This is a genomic window from Mesorhizobium sp. B3-1-7 (genome assembly GCF_006439385.1).
Classification (GTDB): Bacteria; Pseudomonadota; Alphaproteobacteria; order Rhizobiales; family Rhizobiaceae; genus Mesorhizobium.
In genome coordinates this window covers 1-18,073 of the sequence record NZ_VFTL01000029.1, presented here as the reverse complement: position 1 = coordinate 18,073, position 18,073 = coordinate 1, and the positions used below count along the sequence as shown (strand labels likewise).

Here is an 18,073-nt window from a genome sequence, read left to right as displayed (position 1 = left end):
CGCTTTCGCGACGAAGCGTGCCGACCGCCGGGCCGCGCAACTCAGCTGCTCCGTTCGCCGCGAAGCTTTGCCCAGTATTCCAACCGCTTGCGGATATCGCGCTCGAAACCGCGCTCCGGCGGATCGTAGAAAGTGCGCCGGCCCATCTTCTCCGGAAAATAGTCCTGGCCTGAAAATGCGTCCGGCTCGTCATGGTCGTAGCGATAGCCGGCGCCGTAATCCTCCTGCTTCATCAGCTTGGTCGGCGCATTGAGGATGTGTTTGGGCGGCAGCAGCGAGCCGAACTCCTTGGCGGCCGCGGTCGCAGCCTTGAAGGCGGTGTAGACAGCGTTCGATTTCGGCGCTGTGGCCAGATAGACAGCGGCTTGGGCGAAGGCGAGTTCGCCCTCGGGCGAACCGAGATAGTCATAGGCATCCTTGGCCGCATTGGCGACGACAAGCGCCTGCGGATCGGCAAGCCCGATATCCTCCACCGCCATGCGCACGAGCCGGCGGCCGAGATAGAGCGGATCCTCGCCGGCATCGAACATGCGGGCAAGATAGTAGAGCGCGGCATCCGGATCGGAGCCGCGCACCGATTTATGCAGCGCCGAGATCAGATTGTAATGGCCGTCCTGGCCTTTGTCGTAGATCGGGGCGCGGCGCTGGATGACGCGCTGCAGGCCCTCCGGGCCGAACACCTCGCCTTTCTTGGCGGCGCGCCAGACTTCCTCGGCCAGCGTCAGCGAGGCGCGGCCGTCGCCATCCGCCATGCGGATCAGCATCGCGCGCGCTTCTTCGTCGAGCGGCAGCGCCCTGCCCTCGGTTTCTTCCGCCCGGGCCAGAAGCTTGGCGATGCTTTCCTCGCCCAGCGAACGGAACACCAACACACGCGCTCGCGACAGAAGTGCTGCATTCAACTCAAAGGACGGGTTCTCTGTCGTGGCGCCGACCAGCACCACGGTGCCGTCTTCCATCACCGGCAAAAAACCGTCCTGCTGGGCGCGGTTGAAGCGATGGATCTCGTCGACGAAGAGCAGCGTCTGGCGCCCGTTGGAGCGCCTGAGCTTCGCCGCCTCGAAGACTTTCTTGAGGTCCGCGACACCAGAAAACACAGCCGAAATCTGCTCGAAGGCAAGATTGGTCTCACCGGCGAGCAGCCGCGCCACCGTCGTCTTGCCGGTGCCGGGCGGCCCCCAGAAGATCATCGAGCCGAGCGAACCGGAATCGATCAACCTGGTCAGGGCGCCGTCGGGACCCGTCAGATGCTCCTGGCCCACGACCTCGCCGAGGTTTTTGGGGCGCAATCGGTCGGCAAGCGGTCGCCCGGGCGCCACTTTCTCCGGTTCATCGGAACTGAACAGATCGGCCATGCAAGTCTTTTGGTTGAAAAGCGATCTTCAAAGATGGGAAGACCGCCTCAGTAGCGCAACACCTGGCGCAGTATCTGCCCGCCGCGCTCGACGGTAAAGCGCCACCAGCGCGTGTCCTGCTGAGCAACCTGCGCCAGCGTCGCCGCAGTGTCGATGGTGGTGCCGTTGACCTCGCGCACGATATCGCCGGGCTGGAAGCCGAAATCGGCGGCCGGCGAATCGCGGCTGATATCGATGACGGTGACGCCCTTGATATCCGTGCGAAGGCCAAGGCGCTGGGCAAGCCGGGGCGACAGCTCCGTGACCTTGGCGCCGGAAAAGGGACTGCGGCCGCGCAAGGTGACTTCGCTGGGCTTGGCGCCTTCCGGCGCGCGCTCCAGCGGAATCTCCAACGTCGCCTGCTGCCCTTTGCTCAGCACGGCAAACGTCGCCTTGGTGCCGATCGACAGCGTCGCCATGCGGTAGTCGAGCGCCTCGATGCTTTCAACCGGCGTGTTGTTGAGCGACAGGATGACGTCGCCAGGCTTCAAGCCGGCCTTGCCCGCGGGCCCGGTCGCGTCCACGGACGACACCAGGGCGCCGGCCGGCTTCTCCATGCCGAGAGATTCGGCGATCTGCGGCGTCACCATTTCGAACTCGGCGCCGATATAGGGGCGCTCGAAGAAGTCAAGCCCGGCCTTGGCGGCGTCGGCAAAGGCGCGCACCATGTTCGAGGGAATGGCGAAGCCGATGCCGATCGAGCCGCCGCTGCGGCTGTAGATCGCGGTGTTGATGCCGACCAGCTGGCCGCCCATGTTGATCAGCGCGCCGCCCGAATTGCCGGGATTGATGGCCGCATCGGTCTGGATGAAATAGCCCGAATCGGAGACGCCGATATGGCTGCGGGCAAGCGCCGAGACGATGCCGCTGGTGGTGGTTTGGCCGACGCCGAACGGGTTGCCGATGGCGAGCACCAAGTCGCCGACCTCGAGCGCGTCGGAATCGCCGATGGCAATCACCGGGAACGGCTTGTCGGCCGAGATCTTGAGCACGGCGAGATCGAGCGTCTCGTCCTTGAGCATGACCTTGGAGGTGAACTCGCGTCCGTCGGCGGTCGCGACCTTCACCTCGTCGGCGTCCTTGATGACGTGGAAGTTGGTGACGATGACGCCGCTCGGATCGACCAGCACGCCGGAGCCCAGCGAGGACTGCGCGCGCGGCTGGGCACGGCCGAAGAACTCCTCGAAGAAGGGATCGCCCTCGAAAGGCGACGTCACCTTTGCGGTCTGCGAGGCATAGACATTCACCACGGCCGGCGCCGTCTGCTTGACCAGCGGCGCGAAGGAGAGCTGCACCTCCTCGCGGCCGAACGGCACGCGCTTGTCGGGGCCGGACGTGCCGTTCTCGCCCTCGACGCCATGCAGGAGATCGGTCAGCACATCGGAGAGGCCCGGATCGGCCGGCTTGGCGGCATCCTCGGCAAAAGCCTGTCTTGCGGCCGGTGCCGCGGCGAAGACCGCCAGCGCGGCAACAAGAAACAGTCGTTTGAGATGCATTCTCGAATCCCTCCGGATAGGGCGCCATTGTCCCGACGATTGTGCAGAATGAAAGGCTAATGCACACAAATGCGACACTTGTCGCGGAAAAGCGTTCGCGCAAGGGCGAAAAATCTGCACGCCTGCCGCCCCTCCGGCAAATGCAAAAAGGGGCCCGCAGGCCCCTTGAAGTCATTGACGAAAACGCTTGACCTCAGGCGGCCGCGGCTTCCTCGTTGACGCCCTCGGCCTCGAGGCGGGCGCGGTCGGCGGCGCCCTTGGCCGAGGTGTCGCGGTCGACGAATTCGATGACCGCCATCGCGGCGTTGTCGCCCTTGCGGAAGCCCGCCTTCATGATGCGCAGATAGCCGCCGTTGCGGGTGGCGTAGCGCGGGGCGAGGGTTTCGAACAGGCGCTTGACGACGCCTTCATTGCCGATCTGGGCGATGACCTGACGACGGGCGTGCAGGTCGCCGCGCTTGCCGAGCGTGACGAGCTTCTCGACGATCGGACGCAGGTCCTTCGCCTTCGGCAGGGTGGTGAGGATCTGCTCGTGCTCGATCAGAGACACGGCGAGGTTGGCGAACATTGACTTGCGGTGGCTTACGCTGCGGGCGAAGCGACGGCCTTTGAAACCGTGGCGCATGGCTCTTTTCCTTCTTCAGTTGTTCAAGAGGCCACGGCCTCTGATGGTTTTCCGCATGACCGTCGGATCGAGCGGCTCTCGCCGCCGATCCTTGGAATTCATGCTCAATATTGGTCTTCGTAACGCTTGGCGAGGTCTTCGATGTTTTCCGGCGGCCAGTCCGGCACTTCCATGCCGAGATGGAGGCCCATTGCCGCCAGCACTTCCTTGATCTCGTTCAGCGACTTGCGGCCGAAGTTCGGGGTGCGCAGCATCTCGGCTTCGGTCTTCTGGATCAGGTCGCCGATATAGACGATGTTGTCGTTCTTCAGGCAGTTGGCCGAACGCACCGAAAGCTCGAGCTCGTCGACCTTCTTGAGCAGCGCCGGGTTGAAGGCGAGCTCGGTGACGGCTTCGGCGGCGACTTCCTTCTGCGGCTCGTCGAAGTTGACGAAGAGCGCAAGCTGGTCCTGCAGGATGCGGGCGGCGAAAGCCACCGCGTCCTCGCCCGAGATCGAGCCGTTGGTCTCGATGGTCATGGTCAGCTTGTCGTAGTCGAGCACCTGGCCCTCGCGGGTGTTCTCGACCTTGTAGGAGACCTTCTTGACCGGCGAGTAGAGGCTGTCGACCGGGATCAGGCCGATCGGCGCATCCTCGGCGCGGTTGCGCTCTGCCGGCACATAGCCCTTGCCGGTGTCGACGGTGAACTCCATGCGGATCTCGGCGCCCTCGTCCAGCGTGCAGATGACGTGGTCGGGGTTGAGGATCTCGACGTCACCCACGGTCTGGATGTCGCCGGCGAGCACGGCGCCCGGGCCTTGCTTGCGAACGACCATGCGCTTGGGACCATCGCCTTCCATGCGGATGGCGATTTCCTTGATGTTGAGCACGATGTCGGTCACGTCCTCGCGCACGCCGGCGATGGACGAGAATTCATGCAGCACGCCGTCGATCTGCACCGCGGTGACGGCCGCACCGCGCAGCGAAGACAGAAGCACGCGCCGCAGCGCGTTGCCCAGCGTCAAGCCAAAGCCGCGCTCGAGCGGCTCGGCCACCAGCGTGGTCAGCGTCTTCTTCTTCGACGAGAACTCGATCTTGTTCGGCTTGATCAGTTCCTGCCAGTTTTTCTGGATCATAAATGTCTTCCTTCCTTTGCCCCGCCACCATCCAATCGTGGCGGGCGACACGGAAAACCGCGGAGGAACGCCGTGGCGTTCGCGCGGCGCTTAAAAATCAGACGCGGCGCTTCTTGCGCGGACGGCAGCCATTGTGCGGGATCGGCGTCACGTCACGGATCGAGGTGATGGTGAAGCCCGCCGCCTGCAGCGCGCGGAGCGCCGATTCACGGCCGGAGCCGGGTCCGCAGACCTCGACCTCGAGCATGCGCATGCCGTGTTCCTGGGCCTTCTTGGCGACGTCCTCGGCAGCCATCTGGGCGGCGAACGGGGTCGACTTGCGCGAACCCTTGAAGCCTTGCGCGCCAGCCGACGACCAGGCAATCGAATTGCCCTGCGCGTCGGTGATGGTGATCATGGTGTTGTTGAAGGTCGAATTGACGTGGGCAACGCCCGACGAAATGTTCTTGCGTTCGCGACGGCGAACACGAGCGGCTTCCTTGGCCATGGTAGTCCTTTCAGTTGATCTCTACACCGCCGTAATGCCAGCGGCTCCACCTTGGGAAGGCAGTAGGGGAGTAAGGCAGTAAGGGAGTAGGGAAAACACAATCCCTATTGCCTTACTGCCCTACTCCCTTACTCCCCTAAATTACTTCTTCTTGCCGGCGATCGCCTTGGCCGGACCCTTGCGGGTGCGCGCATTGGTATGCGTGCGCTGGCCGCGGACCGGCAGCGAGCGGCGGTGACGCAGGCCGCGGTAGCAGCCGAGGTCCATGAGCCGCTTGATGTTCATCGAGACTTCGCGGCGCAGGTCGCCTTCGACCTGGTAATCGCGGTCGATCGCCTCGCGGATCTGCAACACTTCCGCGTCGGTCAGTTGGTTGACACGGCGGTCCGCCGGGATGCCGACCTTGTCGACGATCTCCTGGGCAAACTTCTTGCCGATGCCGTGAATGTACTGAAGCGCGATAACGACGCGCTTGTTGGTCGGAATGTTGACGCCGGCTATACGAGCCATTTTCTTCTCTTTCTCCATGTGGGCCGGGCATGCCCGGCGCTGTCGAAGTTGCCCCGCGTCCGGTGGAGGCCGGCCCTTGCGGGAGTTTCCTGGTTCAAAGCGACCGCCTTGCCCGCAAGGGCAAGCAAAGTCCATGCCTGATAGGAAGACGGGCCGCCATACCCCAGCGGCCTATTCCAGTCAAGCGCAATCTTCAATTGTCGCCAAGCGCAATCTTCAATTGTCGGCCCGGCCTACTTCGCCGCCGCCGCGAGGACCTTGCCGATCTCGGCGGTCACCGCATCGATACTGGCCATGCCGTCGACGGTCTTGAGCTTGCCTTTGGCGTAGTAGTAGCCGATCAGCGGCGCCGTCTTCTTGTAGTATTCGCGCAGGCGTTCTTCGAACACCGCCGGGTTGTCGTCCTTGCGCACTGGCTGGCCGGCGGCCTTGGCATCGTCGGCGCGTTTGACGATTCGGCCTACGAGCGCCTTGTCGTCGACGACGAGCTCGATGACGGTGTCGAGCGCTATGCCGCGCTCGGCGAGCATCGCCTCGACCGCGTCTGCCTGGACCAGCGTGCGCGGGTAACCGTCGAGGATGAAACCCTTGGCGCAATCCGGCTGATCGATGCGTTCGGCGACGATGGCGTTGACGATCGCATCCGAGACCAGCTCACCGGCATCCATCACCGCCTTGGCACGCTTGCCGACCTCGGTTCCGGCCTGGACGGCGGCACGCAGCATGTCACCCGTCGAGAGCTGAGGGATGCCGTGTTTTTCTACCAGTCTTTGTGCTTGCGTCCCCTTGCCCGCTCCTGGCGGCCCAAGCAATATCAGCCTCATCTGCTCCTCTTCCCCCCGCGCAACTTCGACTTCTTGATCAGGCCCTCATACTGGTGCGCGATCAGGTGACCCTGAATCTGCGCCACCGTGTCGAGCGTGACACTGACCACGATCAGAAGCGATGTGCCACCGAGGTAGAAAGGTACGCCAGTCGCCGAAATCAGGAACTCCGGCAGCAGACAGACCAGCACCAGGTAAATGGCGCCGATGACGGTTATGCGCGTCAGAACATAGTCGATATAGTCGGCGGTGCGCTCGCCCGGACGATAGCCCGGGATGAAGCCGGAGTGCTTCTTGAGCTGGTCGGCCGTGTCCTTCGGGTTGAAGACGATCGCCGTGTAGAAGAAGGCGAAGAAGACGATCATGCCCGCATAGAAGACCATGTAGAGCGGCTGGCCGTGGCCGAGCGAAGCGAGGATCGTGCTGGCCCAGGCCGGAAGGTTCGTCGTCTGCGAGAAGCCCGCGACCGTCGCCGGCAGAAGCAGCAGCGAGGACGCGAAGATCGGCGGGATGACGCCAGAGGTGTTGAGCTTCAGCGGCAGATGCGAGGTATCGCCCTGGAACATGCGGTTGCCGACCTGGCGCTTCGGATACTGGATGAGCAGGCGGCGCTGCGCGCGCTCGAAGAAGACGATGAGCGCGATGACGATGATGGCCAGCACGATGATCGCGAGGATGAGGCCCGTCGACAGCGCGCCGGTGCGGCCGAGCTCCAGCGTGCCGGAGATCGCGCGGGGCAGGCCGGCGACGATGCCGGAGAAGATGATCAGCGAAATGCCGTTGCCGATGCCGCGCGCGGTGATCTGCTCGCCGAGCCACATCAGGAACATGGTGCCGCCGACCAGCGTGACGACGGTCGAGATGCGGAAGAACATGCCGGGATCGTTGACGATGCCGTTGCCGCCCTCGAGGCCGATCGAAATGCCGTAGGCCTGGATCAGCGCCAGGAGCACGGTGCCGTAGCGCGTGTACTGGTTGATGATCTTGCGACCCTGCTCGCCTTCCTTCTTCAGCGTTTCCAGCGAAGGGATGACCGAGGTCATCAGCTGCATGATGATGGAGGCGGAGATATAGGGCATGATGCCCAGCGCGAAGATCGCCATGCGCTGCACGGCGCCGCCGGCGAACATGTTGAACATGCCGAGCACGCCCTTGCTCTGCGAGGAGAAGGCTTGGGCGAAAGCGTCGGGATTGATGCCGGGAAGCGGGATATAGGTGCCGAGGCGGTAGACGAGCAGCGCGCCGATGGTGAACCAGATGCGCTTCTTGAGGTCCTCGGCCTTGGCGAAGGCCGCGAAATTCAGATTGGAGGCTAGTTGTTCAGCAGCCGAGGCCATGCCTGATTCTCCGCTAGACCATGATGCCGAAAAGTGTGGAGCGGTTTTCGGACGATATCATGCTCTACTTCTTTTGATTTCCATGTCACGCTCGATGCCCGCAGCTCAGGCGGCGCGTGTCACCGAAGCTCACGAGATAAGCTCCGGACCGTAAACATGCAAGCGGCCGCGTTGACGCGGCCGCCCATTTCATCCGGTCAAAGCACGGTTCGACGGAAAATGCGAAATCATCCCGGTCGGCCGCGCTTCAAATCGCCGTTACTCGGCGGCGGCCGCTTCCGGCAGCTTCACCGAACCGCCGGCCTTCTCGATCTTCTCGATCGCGGCCTTGGAGGCGCCGGCGACGTCGAAGGAGAGCTTGGCCTTGAGTTCGCCGTCGGACAGCACGCGCACGCCGTCCTTGGCGCGGCGGATGACGCCGGCGGCAACCAGGGCCTCGGCCGTCACGGTCGCCTTGGCGTCGAGCTTCTTGGCATCGATCGCGGCCTGGATACGAGCCAGCGACACAACGGTGAAGCTCTTGGCGAAGATGTTGTTGAAGCCACGCTTCGGCAGGCGCCGGTAGAGCGGCATCTGGCCGCCCTCGAAGCCGTTGATGGCAACGCCCGAGCGGGCCTTCTGGCCCTTGACGCCGCGACCGGCGGTCTTGCCCGAGCCGGAGCCGATGCCGCGACCGAGGCGCTTCCTGGAGTGCGTGGCGCCGTCCTTGTCACGCAGATCGTTGAGTTTCATGTTTCTTCTCCTGCGCTTCCGTTCAGGCCTCGTCCACGACGCGGACGAGGTGCTGGACGGCGGCGATCATGCCGCGCACCGAAGGGGTATCTTCCAGCGTGCGCCGCTTGTGCATCTTGTTCAGGCCGAGGCCGACCAGCGTCGCGCGCTGCTCCTTCGGCCGGCGAATCGGCGAGCCGATCTGCTCGACGGTGATGGTCTTGGTAGCTTTCTTGGCCATGGTCGAAATCCCTGGTCAGCGTCGACTATTCTTCAGCCGCAACGGCGGTGCCGCGGCGGGCCTGAAGGGTCGAGTACTTGATGCCGCGCGCGGCAGCCACATCCTTCGGATGCATCTGGCTCTTCAGCGCGTCGAAGGTGGCGCGAACCATGTTGTAGGGGTTCGACGAACCCATCGACTTGGCGACCACGTCATGCATGCCGAGCGTCTCGAAGACGGCGCGCATCGGGCCGCCGGCGATGATGCCGGTACCCTGCTTGGCGGCGCGCAGCAGAACGCGCCCAGCGCCCCAACGGCCCTCGACGTCGTGATGCAGCGTGCGGCCCGAACGCAGCGGCACGAAGATCATGTCGCGCTTGGCCGACTCGGTCGCCTTGCGGATCGCTTCCGGCACTTCGCGCGCCTTGCCGTGGCCGAAGCCGACGCGGCCCTTCTGGTCGCCGACGACGACGAGAGCGGCAAAGCCGAAACGACGGCCGCCCTTCACCACCTTGGCGACGCGGTTGATGTGGACGAGCTTGTCCACCATGCCGTCGTCACGCTCTTCGCGCTCGCGGCCGCGGCCGCCTTCTCTACGTTCCTGTGCCATATCCTAGTCCTTGTTCTTTTCCGGAAGCACGGGTTGCTGTTTGCCGACGCCGCTTCGGGTCGTCAGCGGCGAATTTTTCCTTTGCATGATCTTATCCGAAAAGTCTGCAACTTTTCGCTGCGCGGACCTCCCGGTTCGGGATCATGCATTAGAAGCTGAGACCGCCTTCGCGGGCAGCCTCGGCCAGCGCCTTGACGCGGCCATGATAGATGTACGGGCCGCGGTCGAAGACGACTTCCTTGACGCCTGCCTTCGTGGCACGCTCGGCGATCAGCTTGCCGACCGCGGCGGCGGCAGAGGTGTCGGCGCCGGTCTTGAGCGAACCCTTGAGGTCCTTCTCCAGCGTCGACGCGGCGGCCAGCGTGTGGCCGTTGGCGTCGTCGATGACCTGGACGTAAATGTTCTTCGAGGTGCGGTGCACCGAAAGCCGCGGACGTTCGCCGGCGACCTTCTTCAGCTGGCGGCGCACGCGCTGCGCGCGGCGTTGGATGGTTTCTTTGGGACTTGCCATAATGTCAGTTCCTTGCCTTCAGAAAACGGGGGCAACCCTGTGCGGTAGGCCAAGCCTCCCGCGGCCGCTCCCCGCGGCGTTACACTTCTGCGGCTTGGCCCTTTGCGAAAAGTCTGCAACTTTTCGGGGCCAGGCCTATTACTTCTTCTTGCCTTCCTTGCGCACGATGCGCTCGTTGGCATAGCGCACGCCCTTGCCCTTGTAGGGCTCGGGGCCGCGGTATTCGCGGATCTCGGCGGCGACCTGGCCAACCTGCTGCTTATCGATGCCCGAGACGGTGATTTCGGTCGGCTTCGGCACCGTAATGGTGATGCCCTGCGGGGTCTGATAAACCACGTCGTGGCTGAAGCCGAGCGCCAGCTGCAGGTTCTTGCCCTGCAACGCCGCGCGATAGCCGACGCCGGTGATCTCGAGCTTCTTTTCGAAGCCGTCCCTCACGCCCTGCAGGATGTTTACGATCTGCGTGCGCGACATACCCCACTTGGAGCGGGCGTTCTTGGTCTGGTCGCGCGGCTCGACGGAGATCTCGTTGTTCTCCATCTTCACCAGCACTTCGTCGTTCACCACGAACTTCAGCTCGCCCTTGGGGCCCTTCGCCGTCACGGTCTGGCCGTTGACGGACGCGGTCACGCCCTGCGGCAGCAAAACGGGTTTCTTTCCGATACGAGACATTTTGTTGTCCTCGTCACTTCTTTCGTTTCAGGTTCCAGTTCCCGGGCGCGATCCCGAGAACCGAAGCCCATTCATCAATCTCGCGCCGGATCAGAAGATCTGGCAGAGGATCTCGCCGCCGACATTCTGCTCGCGTGCTTCATGGTCGGCCATGACGCCCTTCGGCGTCGAAAGGATGGCGATGCCGAGGCCGTTGGCGACCTGCGGGATCGACTTGGCCGAGACATAGACGCGGCGGCCGGGCTTCGAGACGCGCTCGATTTCGCGCACGACCGGAGCGCCGTCGAAATACTTCAGCTCGATCTCGATTTCGGACTTGCCGTTTTCGAAATCGGTCTGGCTGTAGTCGCGGATATAGCCTTCCGACTTCAGCACTTCGAGGACGCGGGCGCGCAGACGCGAGGCCGGAGTCGAAACGCTCGACTTCTTGCGGCCATAGGCGTTGCGGATGCGGGTCAGCATATCGCCGAGAGGATCGCTCAATGACATCTCAGTGTCTCCTTACCAGCTCGACTTGACCAGGCCCGGGATCTGGCCGGTATTGCCCAGATCGCGAAGCGCGATACGCGAAAGCTTCAGCTTGCGATAATAGGCGCGCGGACGGCCCGTCACTTCGCAGCGGTTGCGGATGCGGATCTTGGCCGAGTTGCGCGGCAGCGCCGAAAGCTTCAACTGGGCGCGAAAACGCTCTTCCATCGGCTTGGACTGATCCATGATGATGGCCTTGAGCGCCGTGCGCTTGGCGGCATACTGGTTGGCGAGCTTGCGGCGCCGGTTGTTCTTCTCGACTGAGCTGGTCTTTGCCATTTCAGATGTTTCCTTTTTCGCTGCCGTTACTGGCGGAAGGGGAAGTTGAAGGCCTTGAGCAGTGCTCTTGCCTCGTCGTCCGTCTTCGCCGTCGTACAAACGATGACGTCCATGCCCCAGACCTGATCAACCTTGTCGTAGTTGATCTCCGGGAACACGATGTGCTCCTTGATGCCCATGGCATAGTTGCCACGGCCGTCAAAGCTCTTCGGGTTCAGTCCGCGGAAGTCGCGAACGCGCGGCAGCGCGATGTTCACGAGGCGGTCCAGGAACTCGTACATGCGTTCCTTGCGCAGCGTGACCTTGGCGCCGATCGGCATGTTCTCGCGCACCTTGAAGCCGGCAATCGAGTTGCGGGCGCGGGTGACGACGGCCTTCTGGCCGGCGATCAGCGCGAGATCCTCGGCCGCGACCGAGGGCTTCTTGGAGTCTGCGGTTGCTTCGCCGACACCCATGTTCAGCACGATCTTGTCGATGCGCGGAACCTGCATGTCGTTGTTGTAGCCGAACTGCTCCTGCATCGCCTTGCGGATGGTCTCGTTGTAGACCTTCTTGAGGCGCGGCTCGTTCTTGGCAGTTGCCTGCTTGGTTTCAGCCTTAGCCATTGATGACTTCTCCCGAACGCTTGGCGACGCGCACCTTCTTGCCATCCTTCTGGATGGTGAAGCCGACGCGGGTCGGCTTGCCGTCCTTGGGGTCGGCCAGCGCGATATTCGACAGGTGGATCGGCGCTTCCTTGGTGATGATCCCGGCCTCTTGGGACTGGGTCTGCTTCTGGTGACGGCGAATGAGGTTCACGCCGCGGACGACCGCGGTGTCTTCCTTCGGCTGCACCGACAGGACTTCGCCCGAACGGCCCTTGTCCTTGCCGGCAAGCACGACGACCTTGTCGCCTTTTTTGATCTTTTGCATTGGTCCGGCTCCTTACAGCACTTCAGGCGCGAGCGAGATGATCTTCATGTGGTTCTTGGCGCGCAATTCGCGCGGAACCGGTCCGAAGATACGGGTGCCGATCGGCTCTTTCTTATTGTCGACGAGAACGGCCGCGTTCTTGTCGAAACGGATCACGCTGCCGTCCGGGCGGCGGATGTCCTTGGCCGTGCGAACCACGACCGCCTTCATCACATCGCCCTTCTTAACGCGGCCGCGCGGAATGGCTTCCTTGATCGACACCACGATGATGTCGCCGACGGAGGCATATTTCCGCTTCGAGCCGCCCAGCACCTTGATGCACATGACACGACGGGCGCCGGAATTGTCCGCGACGTCGAGGTTTGTTTGCATCTGAATCATGACTGGCCGCCTTCTTCTTTTCTAACGGGACGGGTTCTTCACCCCTCCCCGGTCTGTCCAAAATTCGGTTCGTTCGCCCGGATCAAGCCTGATCCGAAGAGACGACAACCCAGCGCTTGTCCTTGGAAATCGGCTTCGATTCCTGGATGAACACCTGGTCGCCGACCTTGTGGGCGTTGTTCTCGTCGTGCGCCTTGTACTTCTTGGTCATGCGCACGGTCTTCTTCATCACCGGATGGGTGAAGCGACGCTCGACCTTGACCACGACCGTCTTCTCGTTCTTGTCGCTGACGACGGTGCCCTGCAGGATGCGCTTTGGCATGGTTCTCGTCCTTAAGCCTTCTTGGCCGCGGATTTTTCCGCGGCGATGGTCTTGATGCGCGCGATGTCCTTGCGGACCTGCTTCACGCGCGCGGTCTTCTCGAGCTGGCCGGTGGCCTTCTGGAAGCGCAGGTTGAACTGCTCCTTCTTGAGGGCCGCCAGGTCGTCGGTCAGCTGATCCTGGGTCTTGGTCCGGATGTCTTCGGCTTTCATGATCGCCTGTCCTTATTCTGCGATGCGCTGCACGAAGCGCGTCTTGACCGAGAGCTTGGCGGCGCCGAGACGCAGCGCTTCACGAGCCGTCTCCTCGCTGACGCCGTCGATCTCGAACATGATACGGCCAGGCTTGACGCGCGCCGCCCAGTAGTCGACGGCGCCCTTGCCCTTACCCATGCGGACTTCGGTCGGCTTAGAGGTGACCGGCAGGTCCGGGAACACCCGGATCCAGACGCGGCCGGCGCGCTTCATCTCGCGGGTGATCGCGCGGCGGGCCGCCTCGATCTCGCGCGCGGTGACGCGGTTCGGCTCAAGCGCCTTCAGCCCGAAACCGCCGAAATCCAGATTGGTGCCGCCCTTGGCGGTACCGTGGATACGGCCCTTGAACTGCTTGCGGAACTTTGTGCGCTTTGGCTGCAGCATCGTTCTAACTCCAAATTCTCAAATGTCTCAGGCGTTCTCGCGACGGCGACCGCGTTCACGCTCACCGCCAGCACCGCCGCCGCCATGCGCGGCATCACCTTCGGTTGCACGGCGCTCGGAGGCCATCGGGTCATGCTCGAGGATCTCGCCCTTGAACACCCAGACCTTGACGCCGCAGATACCGTAGGCCGTGTTCGCCTCGGCCGTGCCGTAGTCGACATCGGCGCGCAGCGTATGCAGCGGCACGCGGCCTTCGCGGTACCACTCCATGCGCGCGATTTCGGCGCCGCCGAGACGGCCGGAGCAGTTGATGCGGATGCCTTCGGCGCCGAGACGCATGGCCGACTGAACGGCACGCTTCATGGCGCGGCGGAACGCGATGCGGCGCTCGAGCTGCTGGGCGATCGACTGGGCGACCAGCGTGGCGTCGATTTCCGGCTTGCGCACTTCGACGATGTTGAGGTGCGTTTCGGACTTCGTCATCTCGGTCAGCTTCTTGCGAAGCTTCTCGATGTCGGCGCCCTTCTTGCCGATGATGAGGCCCGGACGCGCGGCGTGGATGGTGACGCGGCACTTCTTGTGCGGACGCTCGATCACGACCTTCGAGATCGCGGCCTGCTTGAGTTCCTTCTCGAGATACTTGCGGATCTTGAGGTCCTCGTGCAGCAGCTGGCCGTATTCGCCGGTGTTCGCGAACCAGCGCGAATCCCAGGTACGGTTGATGCCGAGACGCAGCCCGATCGGATTGACTTTCTGGCCCATTATGCGGCCTCCCCTTTTTCCTCGACTTCACGAACGACGATCGTGAGGTGCGAGAACGGCTTTTCGATACGGCTGGCGCGGCCGCGGCCACGAGCGTGGAAACGCTTCATGACGATCGACTTGCCGACATAGGCTTCCGCCACGATCAGAGCGTCGACGTCGAGGTCGTGGTTGTTTTCCGCGTTGGCGATCGCCGATTCCAGCGTCTTCTTGACCGTGCCGGAAATCCGCTTGGCCGAGAATTCGAGGTCGGAAAGCGCTGTCGCGACCTTCTTGCCGCGGATCAGCGCGGCAACCAGGTTGAGCTTCTGCGGGCTGATGCGGATCGTGCGCAGAACGGCACGCGCCTCGTTATCAGCAAGCCTGCGCGGAGCTTTGGCCTTGCCCATGATTATTTCCTCTTCGCCTTTTTATCCGCGCCGTGACCGTAATAGGTCCGGGTCGGAGCGAATTCACCGAACTTGTGGCCGACCATGTCCTCGTTCACCGAGACGGGAACGTGCTTCTGGCCGTTGTAGACACCGAAGGTGAGGCCGACGAACTGCGGCAGGATGGTGGAGCGACGGCTCCACATCTTGATCACCTCATTGCGACCACCTTCACGAACCTTGTCCACCTTCTTGAGAAGGTAGCCGTCGATGAAGGGGCCTTTCCAAATCGAACGAGTCACTTGGCGTTACCTCTTCTTAGCTCTTGCGCTGATGACGCGAGCGCAGGATGAACTTGTCGGTCGCCTTGTTGGACCGCGTCTTCTTGCCCTTGGTCGGCTTGCCCCACGGGGAAACCGGATGGCGACCACCGGAGGTGCGGCCTTCGCCGCCGCCATGCGGATGGTCAACCGGGTTCATGGTCACGCCGCGATTGTGCGGGCGCTTGCCGCGCCACACGGTGCGACCGGCCTTGCCGTCGTTGATGTTGCCGTGATCGGGGTTCGACACGGCACCGACGGTGGCCATGCAGGAGCCGTGCACGACACGCTGCTCGCCCGAGTTGAGGCGCAGGATCGCCATGCCCTGGTCGCGGCCGACGAGCTGGGCGTAACCGCCAGCCGAACGGGCGACCTGGCCGCCCTTGCCCGGCTTCAGCTCGATGTTGTGGACGATCGTGCCGACCGGCATCGCGGCCAGAGGCATCGCGTTGCCCGGCTTCACGTCGACCGCTTCGCCGGCCACGATCTTGTCGCCGGCAGCAAGACGCTGCGGGGCCAGGATGTAGGACAGCTCGCCGTCGTCATACTTGATCAGCGCGATGAAGGCGGTGCGGTTCGGATCGTATTCGATACGCTCGACCGTGCCGACGACGTCGTACTTCTTACGCTTGAAGTCGATGATGCGGTACGAACGCTTGTGACCGCCGCCGATGAAGCGGGCCGTGATGCGGCCGTAATTGTTGCGGCCGCCCGACTTGGTCAGGCCTTCGGTCAGCCCCTTGACGGGCTTGCCCTTGTAGAGGCCCGAGCGGTCGACGATGACCAGCTGGCGGGTGCTCGGCGTTACCGGGTTGAATTTCTTGAGTGCCATTGTCCTGTCCTCGCGGCCTTGCTCAGAGACCCGTCGCGACGTCGATCGACTGGCCGTCGGCCAGCGTCACAACCGCCTTCTTGACGTCGCCCTGGCGGCCAACAGTGCCGCGGAAGCGCTTGATCTTGCCCTTGCGGACGAGCGTGTTCACAGCCGTCACCTTGACGCCGAAGAGAGCTTCCACGGCAGCCTTGATTTCCGGCTTCGACGCCTTCTTGGCGACGTTGAAGACGACCTGGTTCTGCTCGGAAGCCATGGTCGACTTTTCGGTGATCGCCGGCGAGACGATCACGTCGTAGTGACGGAGGTCGGTCATTTAAAGCGCTCCTCGAGAGCCTCGACGGCGGCCTTCGAAAGGACCAGCGTGCCGCGGCGCAGAATGTCGTAGACGTTGATGCCCTGGATGGGCAGCACGTCGATGTTGGGAATGTTGGTCGCGGCCAGCTTGAAGTTCTGGTCAAGCTCGGCGCCGCCGATAACCAGGGCGTTGGTCAGCCCCAGCGTCTCGAGGTTCGCCACCAGCGCCTTGGTCTTGGCTTCGGTCAGCTTCAGCTCGTCTACGATGATCAGCGAAGAACTCTTGGCCTTGGCCGAGAGAGCGTGCTTGAGGCCAAGCGCACGGACCTTCTTCGGCAGCTCGTGCTCGTGGCTGCGAACGACCGGGCCGTGCGCCTTGCCGCCGCCGCGGAACTGCGGAGCGCGAGCCGAGTGGTGACGGGCGCGGCCCGTACCCTTCTGCTTGTACATCTTGGCGCCGGTGCGCGCGATTTCGGCGCGGCCCTTGGCCTTGTGCGTGCCCTGCTGCTTCTTGGCGAGTTGCCAGCGCACGACGCGCTGCAGGATGTCCTCGCGCGGATCAAGGCCGAAAATCTCCTCGGAGAGTTTCACCTTGCCGGCGTCCTTGCCGCCCAGCGTTGTGATCTTGAGATCCATTATTCGGCTCCCTCAGTGGCCGGGGCTTCGTTCTTGGCGGCAGCAGCGGCACGGATCGCGGCGGGCTTCGGCGCATTGGCCGGCAGCGCAACCTTGGCGGCGTCGCGAACCAGGATCCAGGCGCCCTTGACGCCGGGAACCGCGCCGCGGATCAGGATCAGGCCGCGATCGGCGTCGGTCGAGACGACCTCGACATTCTGCGTGGTGACGCGGGTGTCGCCCATGTGGCCGGCCATCTTCTTGCCCTTGAACACCTTGCCGGGGTCCTGGCGCTGACCGGTCGAACCGTGCGTGCGGTGCGAGACCGAGTTACCGTGCGTGGCGCGGCCGCCACCCATGTGGTGACGCTTGATCACGCCCTGGAAGCCCTTGCCGGTCGAGGTGCCCGTGACGTCGACCTTCTGGCCGGCGACAAAGTGCTCGACGGTCAGCTCGGCGCCGACGTCGATCATGTTGTCGGCGGAGACGCGGAACTCGGCGACCTTCGCCTTCGGCTCGACGGAAGCGGCGGCGAAATGGCCGCGCATCGCCTTCGACGTGTTCTTCACCTTGGCAAGGCCAACGCCGAGCTGGACGGCGGTGTAGCCGTTCTTCTCCTGCGTGCGCTGGGCCACGACCTGGCAGTTCTCCATCTGGAGAACGGTGACGGGAACGTGCTCCCCGGCATCGTTGTAGATGCGGGTCATTCCCACCTTCTTTGCAATCACACCTGAACGCATCGGTTCAATTCCTTTAGAGTTCCCTGTCGGGGCTATCGCCCCTCCACGCCTCTTGTTCCTTTAGAGTTCCGGGCCAGGGGCACCGCCCCTTACCGCGCTCTCATTCCCTTAGAGCTTGATCTCGACGTCGACACCGGCCGCCAGATCGAGCTTCATCAAAGCATCGACCGTCTGCGGGGTCGGATCGACGATGTCGAGCAGCCGCTTGTGCGTGCGCATCTCGAACTGCTCACGGCTCTTCTTGTCGACGTGGGGCGACCGGTTGACCGTGAATTTCTCGATCCGCGTCGGCAGCGGAATGGGGCCGCGGACGTTGGCGCCGGTGCGCTTGGCGGTCGACACGATTTCGCGCGTCGAGGCGTCGAGCACCCGGTGGTCAAACGCCTTAAGGCGGATGCGGATATTCTGTCCGTTCATGCGTCAATTCCTTGTTCTGGCGCGGCGCGGGCAGCTCCCGCGCCCGCGACAGATCGGTTTCAGTCCAAATTACTCTTTGATGGTGACGACGATGCCGGCACCGACGGTGCGGCCGCCTTCACGGATGGCGAAGCGCAGCTTCTCTTCCATGGC

The 18,073-nt window shown here is 63.4% G+C and carries 29 protein-coding genes and 1 pseudogene; all 30 read right to left on the bottom strand.

Annotation, left to right across the window (positions count from 1 at the left end; genetic code table 11):
* Positions 1 to 41 precede the first annotated feature (41 nt).
* Entirely contained in the window at positions 42 to 1,352 is a 1,311-nt protein-coding gene (locus FJ417_RS22785; RefSeq protein WP_140784991.1) for a replication-associated recombination protein A, read from the bottom strand.
* Positions 1,353 to 1,399: 47 nt separating this feature from the next.
* Positions 1,400 to 2,887 carry a DegQ family serine endoprotease gene (locus tag FJ417_RS22780; RefSeq protein ID WP_140784990.1) on the bottom strand — a complete coding sequence of 496 codons (1,488 nt, stop codon included), beginning with the start codon at positions 2,885 to 2,887 and terminating at the stop codon, positions 1,400 to 1,402.
* A 193-nt stretch (positions 2,888 to 3,080) separates the two neighbouring features.
* Positions 3,081 to 3,512 carry a 50S ribosomal protein L17 gene (gene rplQ / locus FJ417_RS22775; protein ID WP_140784989.1) on the bottom strand — a complete coding sequence of 144 codons (432 nt, stop codon included), beginning with the start codon at positions 3,510 to 3,512 and terminating at the stop codon, positions 3,081 to 3,083.
* A 104-nt stretch (positions 3,513 to 3,616) separates the two neighbouring features.
* Positions 3,617 to 4,627 carry a DNA-directed RNA polymerase subunit alpha gene (locus tag FJ417_RS22770; RefSeq protein ID WP_040983001.1) on the bottom strand — a complete coding sequence of 337 codons (1,011 nt, stop codon included), beginning with the start codon at positions 4,625 to 4,627 and terminating at the stop codon, positions 3,617 to 3,619.
* 97 nt (positions 4,628 to 4,724) lie between these two features.
* Positions 4,725 to 5,114 carry a 30S ribosomal protein S11 gene (gene rpsK / locus FJ417_RS22765; protein WP_006205444.1) on the bottom strand — a complete coding sequence of 130 codons (390 nt, stop codon included), beginning with the start codon at positions 5,112 to 5,114 and terminating at the stop codon, positions 4,725 to 4,727.
* Between the two features lie 141 nt (positions 5,115 to 5,255).
* The gene (rpsM, locus tag FJ417_RS22760; RefSeq protein WP_140646276.1) at positions 5,256 to 5,624 is read right to left on the bottom strand and encodes a 30S ribosomal protein S13; all 369 of its coding nucleotides are present in this window, start codon (positions 5,622 to 5,624) and stop codon (positions 5,256 to 5,258) included.
* A gap of 233 nt (positions 5,625 to 5,857) precedes the next feature.
* Positions 5,858 to 6,448: an adenylate kinase gene (locus FJ417_RS22755; RefSeq protein ID WP_140646277.1), complete on the bottom strand. Its 591-nt coding sequence runs from the start codon at positions 6,446 to 6,448 to the stop codon at positions 5,858 to 5,860.
* Complete coding sequence (gene secY / locus FJ417_RS22750; protein WP_140657159.1) at positions 6,445 to 7,785, bottom strand: preprotein translocase subunit SecY; 1,341 nt, start codon at positions 7,783 to 7,785, stop codon at positions 6,445 to 6,447. The genes FJ417_RS22755 and secY overlap by 4 nt, the downstream gene beginning before the upstream one ends.
* Positions 7,786 to 8,043: 258 nt before the next feature.
* Complete coding sequence (gene rplO, locus FJ417_RS22745) at positions 8,044 to 8,517, bottom strand: 50S ribosomal protein L15 (RefSeq protein ID WP_140646279.1); 474 nt, start codon at positions 8,515 to 8,517, stop codon at positions 8,044 to 8,046.
* 22 nt (positions 8,518 to 8,539) lie between these two features.
* A complete protein-coding gene (gene rpmD, locus FJ417_RS22740) occupies positions 8,540 to 8,737 on the bottom strand; it encodes a 50S ribosomal protein L30 (RefSeq protein ID WP_027170355.1) in 198 nt (65 codons plus the stop codon).
* Between the two features lie 25 nt (positions 8,738 to 8,762).
* Entirely contained in the window at positions 8,763 to 9,326 is a 564-nt protein-coding gene (gene rpsE, locus FJ417_RS22735; protein ID WP_032933400.1) for a 30S ribosomal protein S5, read from the bottom strand.
* Positions 9,327 to 9,474: 148 nt separating this feature from the next.
* Positions 9,475 to 9,837, bottom strand: a complete 363-nt coding sequence (gene rplR / locus FJ417_RS22730) for a 50S ribosomal protein L18 (RefSeq protein ID WP_140646280.1) — start codon at positions 9,835 to 9,837, stop codon at positions 9,475 to 9,477.
* Between the two features lie 138 nt (positions 9,838 to 9,975).
* Positions 9,976 to 10,509 carry a 50S ribosomal protein L6 gene (rplF, locus tag FJ417_RS22725; protein ID WP_140646281.1) on the bottom strand — a complete coding sequence of 178 codons (534 nt, stop codon included), beginning with the start codon at positions 10,507 to 10,509 and terminating at the stop codon, positions 9,976 to 9,978.
* A gap of 90 nt (positions 10,510 to 10,599) precedes the next feature.
* Complete coding sequence (gene rpsH / locus FJ417_RS22720; protein ID WP_042642201.1) at positions 10,600 to 10,998, bottom strand: 30S ribosomal protein S8; 399 nt, start codon at positions 10,996 to 10,998, stop codon at positions 10,600 to 10,602.
* Between the two features lie 12 nt (positions 10,999 to 11,010).
* Positions 11,011 to 11,316, bottom strand: coding sequence for a 30S ribosomal protein S14 (gene rpsN, locus FJ417_RS22715; protein WP_140784988.1), 306 nt, complete (start codon positions 11,314 to 11,316; stop codon positions 11,011 to 11,013).
* A 26-nt stretch (positions 11,317 to 11,342) separates the two neighbouring features.
* Positions 11,343 to 11,921, bottom strand: coding sequence for a 50S ribosomal protein L5 (rplE, locus tag FJ417_RS22710; RefSeq protein ID WP_140784987.1), 579 nt, complete (start codon positions 11,919 to 11,921; stop codon positions 11,343 to 11,345).
* Entirely contained in the window at positions 11,914 to 12,228 is a 315-nt protein-coding gene (rplX, locus tag FJ417_RS22705) for a 50S ribosomal protein L24 (RefSeq protein WP_095765510.1), read from the bottom strand. The genes rplE and rplX overlap by 8 nt, the downstream gene beginning before the upstream one ends.
* 12 nt (positions 12,229 to 12,240) lie before the next feature.
* The gene (gene rplN / locus FJ417_RS22700) at positions 12,241 to 12,609 is read right to left on the bottom strand and encodes a 50S ribosomal protein L14 (protein WP_006205457.1); all 369 of its coding nucleotides are present in this window, start codon (positions 12,607 to 12,609) and stop codon (positions 12,241 to 12,243) included.
* 82 nt (positions 12,610 to 12,691) lie between these two features.
* Positions 12,692 to 12,931, bottom strand: a complete 240-nt coding sequence (gene rpsQ / locus FJ417_RS22695) for a 30S ribosomal protein S17 (RefSeq protein ID WP_023675136.1) — start codon at positions 12,929 to 12,931, stop codon at positions 12,692 to 12,694.
* An 11-nt stretch (positions 12,932 to 12,942) separates the two neighbouring features.
* Entirely contained in the window at positions 12,943 to 13,143 is a 201-nt protein-coding gene (gene rpmC, locus FJ417_RS22690) for a 50S ribosomal protein L29 (protein ID WP_137934271.1), read from the bottom strand.
* Positions 13,144 to 13,155: 12 nt separating this feature from the next.
* Complete coding sequence (gene rplP, locus FJ417_RS22685) at positions 13,156 to 13,569, bottom strand: 50S ribosomal protein L16 (RefSeq protein ID WP_027170364.1); 414 nt, start codon at positions 13,567 to 13,569, stop codon at positions 13,156 to 13,158.
* Positions 13,570 to 13,596: 27 nt separating this feature from the next.
* Positions 13,597 to 14,331, bottom strand: a complete 735-nt coding sequence (gene rpsC / locus FJ417_RS22680) for a 30S ribosomal protein S3 (protein ID WP_095765512.1) — start codon at positions 14,329 to 14,331, stop codon at positions 13,597 to 13,599.
* Positions 14,331 to 14,720, bottom strand: a complete 390-nt coding sequence (gene rplV / locus FJ417_RS22675; RefSeq protein ID WP_006205462.1) for a 50S ribosomal protein L22 — start codon at positions 14,718 to 14,720, stop codon at positions 14,331 to 14,333. The genes rpsC and rplV overlap by 1 nt, the downstream gene beginning before the upstream one ends.
* Positions 14,721 to 14,722: 2 nt before the next feature.
* A complete protein-coding gene (rpsS, locus tag FJ417_RS22670; RefSeq protein ID WP_015317982.1) occupies positions 14,723 to 15,001 on the bottom strand; it encodes a 30S ribosomal protein S19 in 279 nt (92 codons plus the stop codon).
* A gap of 16 nt (positions 15,002 to 15,017) precedes the next feature.
* Entirely contained in the window at positions 15,018 to 15,851 is an 834-nt protein-coding gene (gene rplB, locus FJ417_RS22665) for a 50S ribosomal protein L2 (protein ID WP_140646282.1), read from the bottom strand.
* A 22-nt stretch (positions 15,852 to 15,873) separates the two neighbouring features.
* On the bottom strand, positions 15,874 to 16,167 hold the full coding sequence (locus FJ417_RS22660; protein WP_040983033.1) for a 50S ribosomal protein L23: 294 nt from the start codon (positions 16,165 to 16,167) through the stop codon (positions 15,874 to 15,876).
* The gene (rplD, locus tag FJ417_RS22655; RefSeq protein ID WP_140784986.1) at positions 16,164 to 16,784 is read right to left on the bottom strand and encodes a 50S ribosomal protein L4; all 621 of its coding nucleotides are present in this window, start codon (positions 16,782 to 16,784) and stop codon (positions 16,164 to 16,166) included. The genes FJ417_RS22660 and rplD overlap by 4 nt, the downstream gene beginning before the upstream one ends.
* Positions 16,784 to 17,503 (bottom strand): 50S ribosomal protein L3, encoded by a 720-nt coding sequence (rplC, locus tag FJ417_RS22650; RefSeq protein WP_127252190.1) that lies wholly within the window; start codon positions 17,501 to 17,503, stop codon positions 16,784 to 16,786. The genes rplD and rplC overlap by 1 nt, the downstream gene beginning before the upstream one ends.
* Positions 17,504 to 17,611: 108 nt before the next feature.
* Entirely contained in the window at positions 17,612 to 17,920 is a 309-nt protein-coding gene (rpsJ, locus tag FJ417_RS22645; RefSeq protein ID WP_006205468.1) for a 30S ribosomal protein S10, read from the bottom strand.
* A gap of 69 nt (positions 17,921 to 17,989) precedes the next feature.
* Positions 17,990 to 18,073: pseudogene (locus FJ417_RS22640) on the bottom strand (elongation factor Tu); the annotation flags it as partial.

What these genes read in the sequence shown, in the direction of transcription:
- rpsH (WP_042642201.1), bottom strand. Translation starts at nt 10,998, where the DNA reads ATGTCATTGAGCGATCCTCTCGGCGATATGCTGACCCGCATCCGCAAC.
- rplX (WP_095765510.1), bottom strand. Translation starts at nt 12,228, where the DNA reads ATGCAAAAGATCAAAAAAGGCGACAAGGTCGTCGTGCTTGCCGGCAAG.
- FJ417_RS22660 (WP_040983033.1), bottom strand. Translation starts at nt 16,167, where the DNA reads ATGACCGACCTCCGTCACTACGACGTGATCGTCTCGCCGGCGATCACC.
- rplQ (WP_140784989.1), bottom strand. Translation starts at nt 3,512, where the DNA reads ATGCGCCACGGTTTCAAAGGCCGTCGCTTCGCCCGCAGCGTAAGCCAC.
- rplE (WP_140784987.1), bottom strand. Translation starts at nt 11,921, where the DNA reads ATGGCTAAGGCTGAAACCAAGCAGGCAACTGCCAAGAACGAGCCGCGC.
- rplO (WP_140646279.1), bottom strand. Translation starts at nt 8,517, where the DNA reads ATGAAACTCAACGATCTGCGTGACAAGGACGGCGCCACGCACTCCAGG.
- FJ417_RS22785 (WP_140784991.1), bottom strand. Translation starts at nt 1,352, where the DNA reads ATGGCCGATCTGTTCAGTTCCGATGAACCGGAGAAAGTGGCGCCCGGG.
- FJ417_RS22770 (WP_040983001.1), bottom strand. Translation starts at nt 4,627, where the DNA reads ATGATCCAGAAAAACTGGCAGGAACTGATCAAGCCGAACAAGATCGAG.
- rplP (WP_027170364.1), bottom strand. Translation starts at nt 13,569, where the DNA reads ATGCTGCAGCCAAAGCGCACAAAGTTCCGCAAGCAGTTCAAGGGCCGT.
- FJ417_RS22755 (WP_140646277.1), bottom strand. Translation starts at nt 6,448, where the DNA reads ATGAGGCTGATATTGCTTGGGCCGCCAGGAGCGGGCAAGGGGACGCAA.
- secY (WP_140657159.1), bottom strand. Translation starts at nt 7,785, where the DNA reads ATGGCCTCGGCTGCTGAACAACTAGCCTCCAATCTGAATTTCGCGGCC.
- rplC (WP_127252190.1), bottom strand. Translation starts at nt 17,503, where the DNA reads ATGCGTTCAGGTGTGATTGCAAAGAAGGTGGGAATGACCCGCATCTAC.
- rplN (WP_006205457.1), bottom strand. Translation starts at nt 12,609, where the DNA reads ATGATTCAGATGCAAACAAACCTCGACGTCGCGGACAATTCCGGCGCC.
- rplD (WP_140784986.1), bottom strand. Translation starts at nt 16,784, where the DNA reads ATGGATCTCAAGATCACAACGCTGGGCGGCAAGGACGCCGGCAAGGTG.
- rpsK (WP_006205444.1), bottom strand. Translation starts at nt 5,114, where the DNA reads ATGGCCAAGGAAGCCGCTCGTGTTCGCCGTCGCGAACGCAAGAACATT.
- rpsE (WP_032933400.1), bottom strand. Translation starts at nt 9,326, where the DNA reads ATGGCACAGGAACGTAGAGAAGGCGGCCGCGGCCGCGAGCGCGAAGAG.
- rpsN (WP_140784988.1), bottom strand. Translation starts at nt 11,316, where the DNA reads ATGGCAAAGACCAGCTCAGTCGAGAAGAACAACCGGCGCCGCAAGCTC.
- rplR (WP_140646280.1), bottom strand. Translation starts at nt 9,837, where the DNA reads ATGGCAAGTCCCAAAGAAACCATCCAACGCCGCGCGCAGCGCGTGCGC.
- FJ417_RS22780 (WP_140784990.1), bottom strand. Translation starts at nt 2,887, where the DNA reads ATGCATCTCAAACGACTGTTTCTTGTTGCCGCGCTGGCGGTCTTCGCC.
- rpsJ (WP_006205468.1), bottom strand. Translation starts at nt 17,920, where the DNA reads ATGAACGGACAGAATATCCGCATCCGCCTTAAGGCGTTTGACCACCGG.
- rplV (WP_006205462.1), bottom strand. Translation starts at nt 14,720, where the DNA reads ATGGGCAAGGCCAAAGCTCCGCGCAGGCTTGCTGATAACGAGGCGCGT.
- rpmC (WP_137934271.1), bottom strand. Translation starts at nt 13,143, where the DNA reads ATGAAAGCCGAAGACATCCGGACCAAGACCCAGGATCAGCTGACCGAC.
- rpsM (WP_140646276.1), bottom strand. Translation starts at nt 5,624, where the DNA reads ATGGCTCGTATAGCCGGCGTCAACATTCCGACCAACAAGCGCGTCGTT.
- rpmD (WP_027170355.1), bottom strand. Translation starts at nt 8,737, where the DNA reads ATGGCCAAGAAAGCTACCAAGACCATCACCGTCGAGCAGATCGGCTCG.
- rpsQ (WP_023675136.1), bottom strand. Translation starts at nt 12,931, where the DNA reads ATGCCAAAGCGCATCCTGCAGGGCACCGTCGTCAGCGACAAGAACGAG.
- rplB (WP_140646282.1), bottom strand. Translation starts at nt 15,851, where the DNA reads ATGGCACTCAAGAAATTCAACCCGGTAACGCCGAGCACCCGCCAGCTG.
- rpsC (WP_095765512.1), bottom strand. Translation starts at nt 14,331, where the DNA reads ATGGGCCAGAAAGTCAATCCGATCGGGCTGCGTCTCGGCATCAACCGT.
- rplF (WP_140646281.1), bottom strand. Translation starts at nt 10,509, where the DNA reads ATGTCTCGTATCGGAAAGAAACCCGTTTTGCTGCCGCAGGGCGTGACC.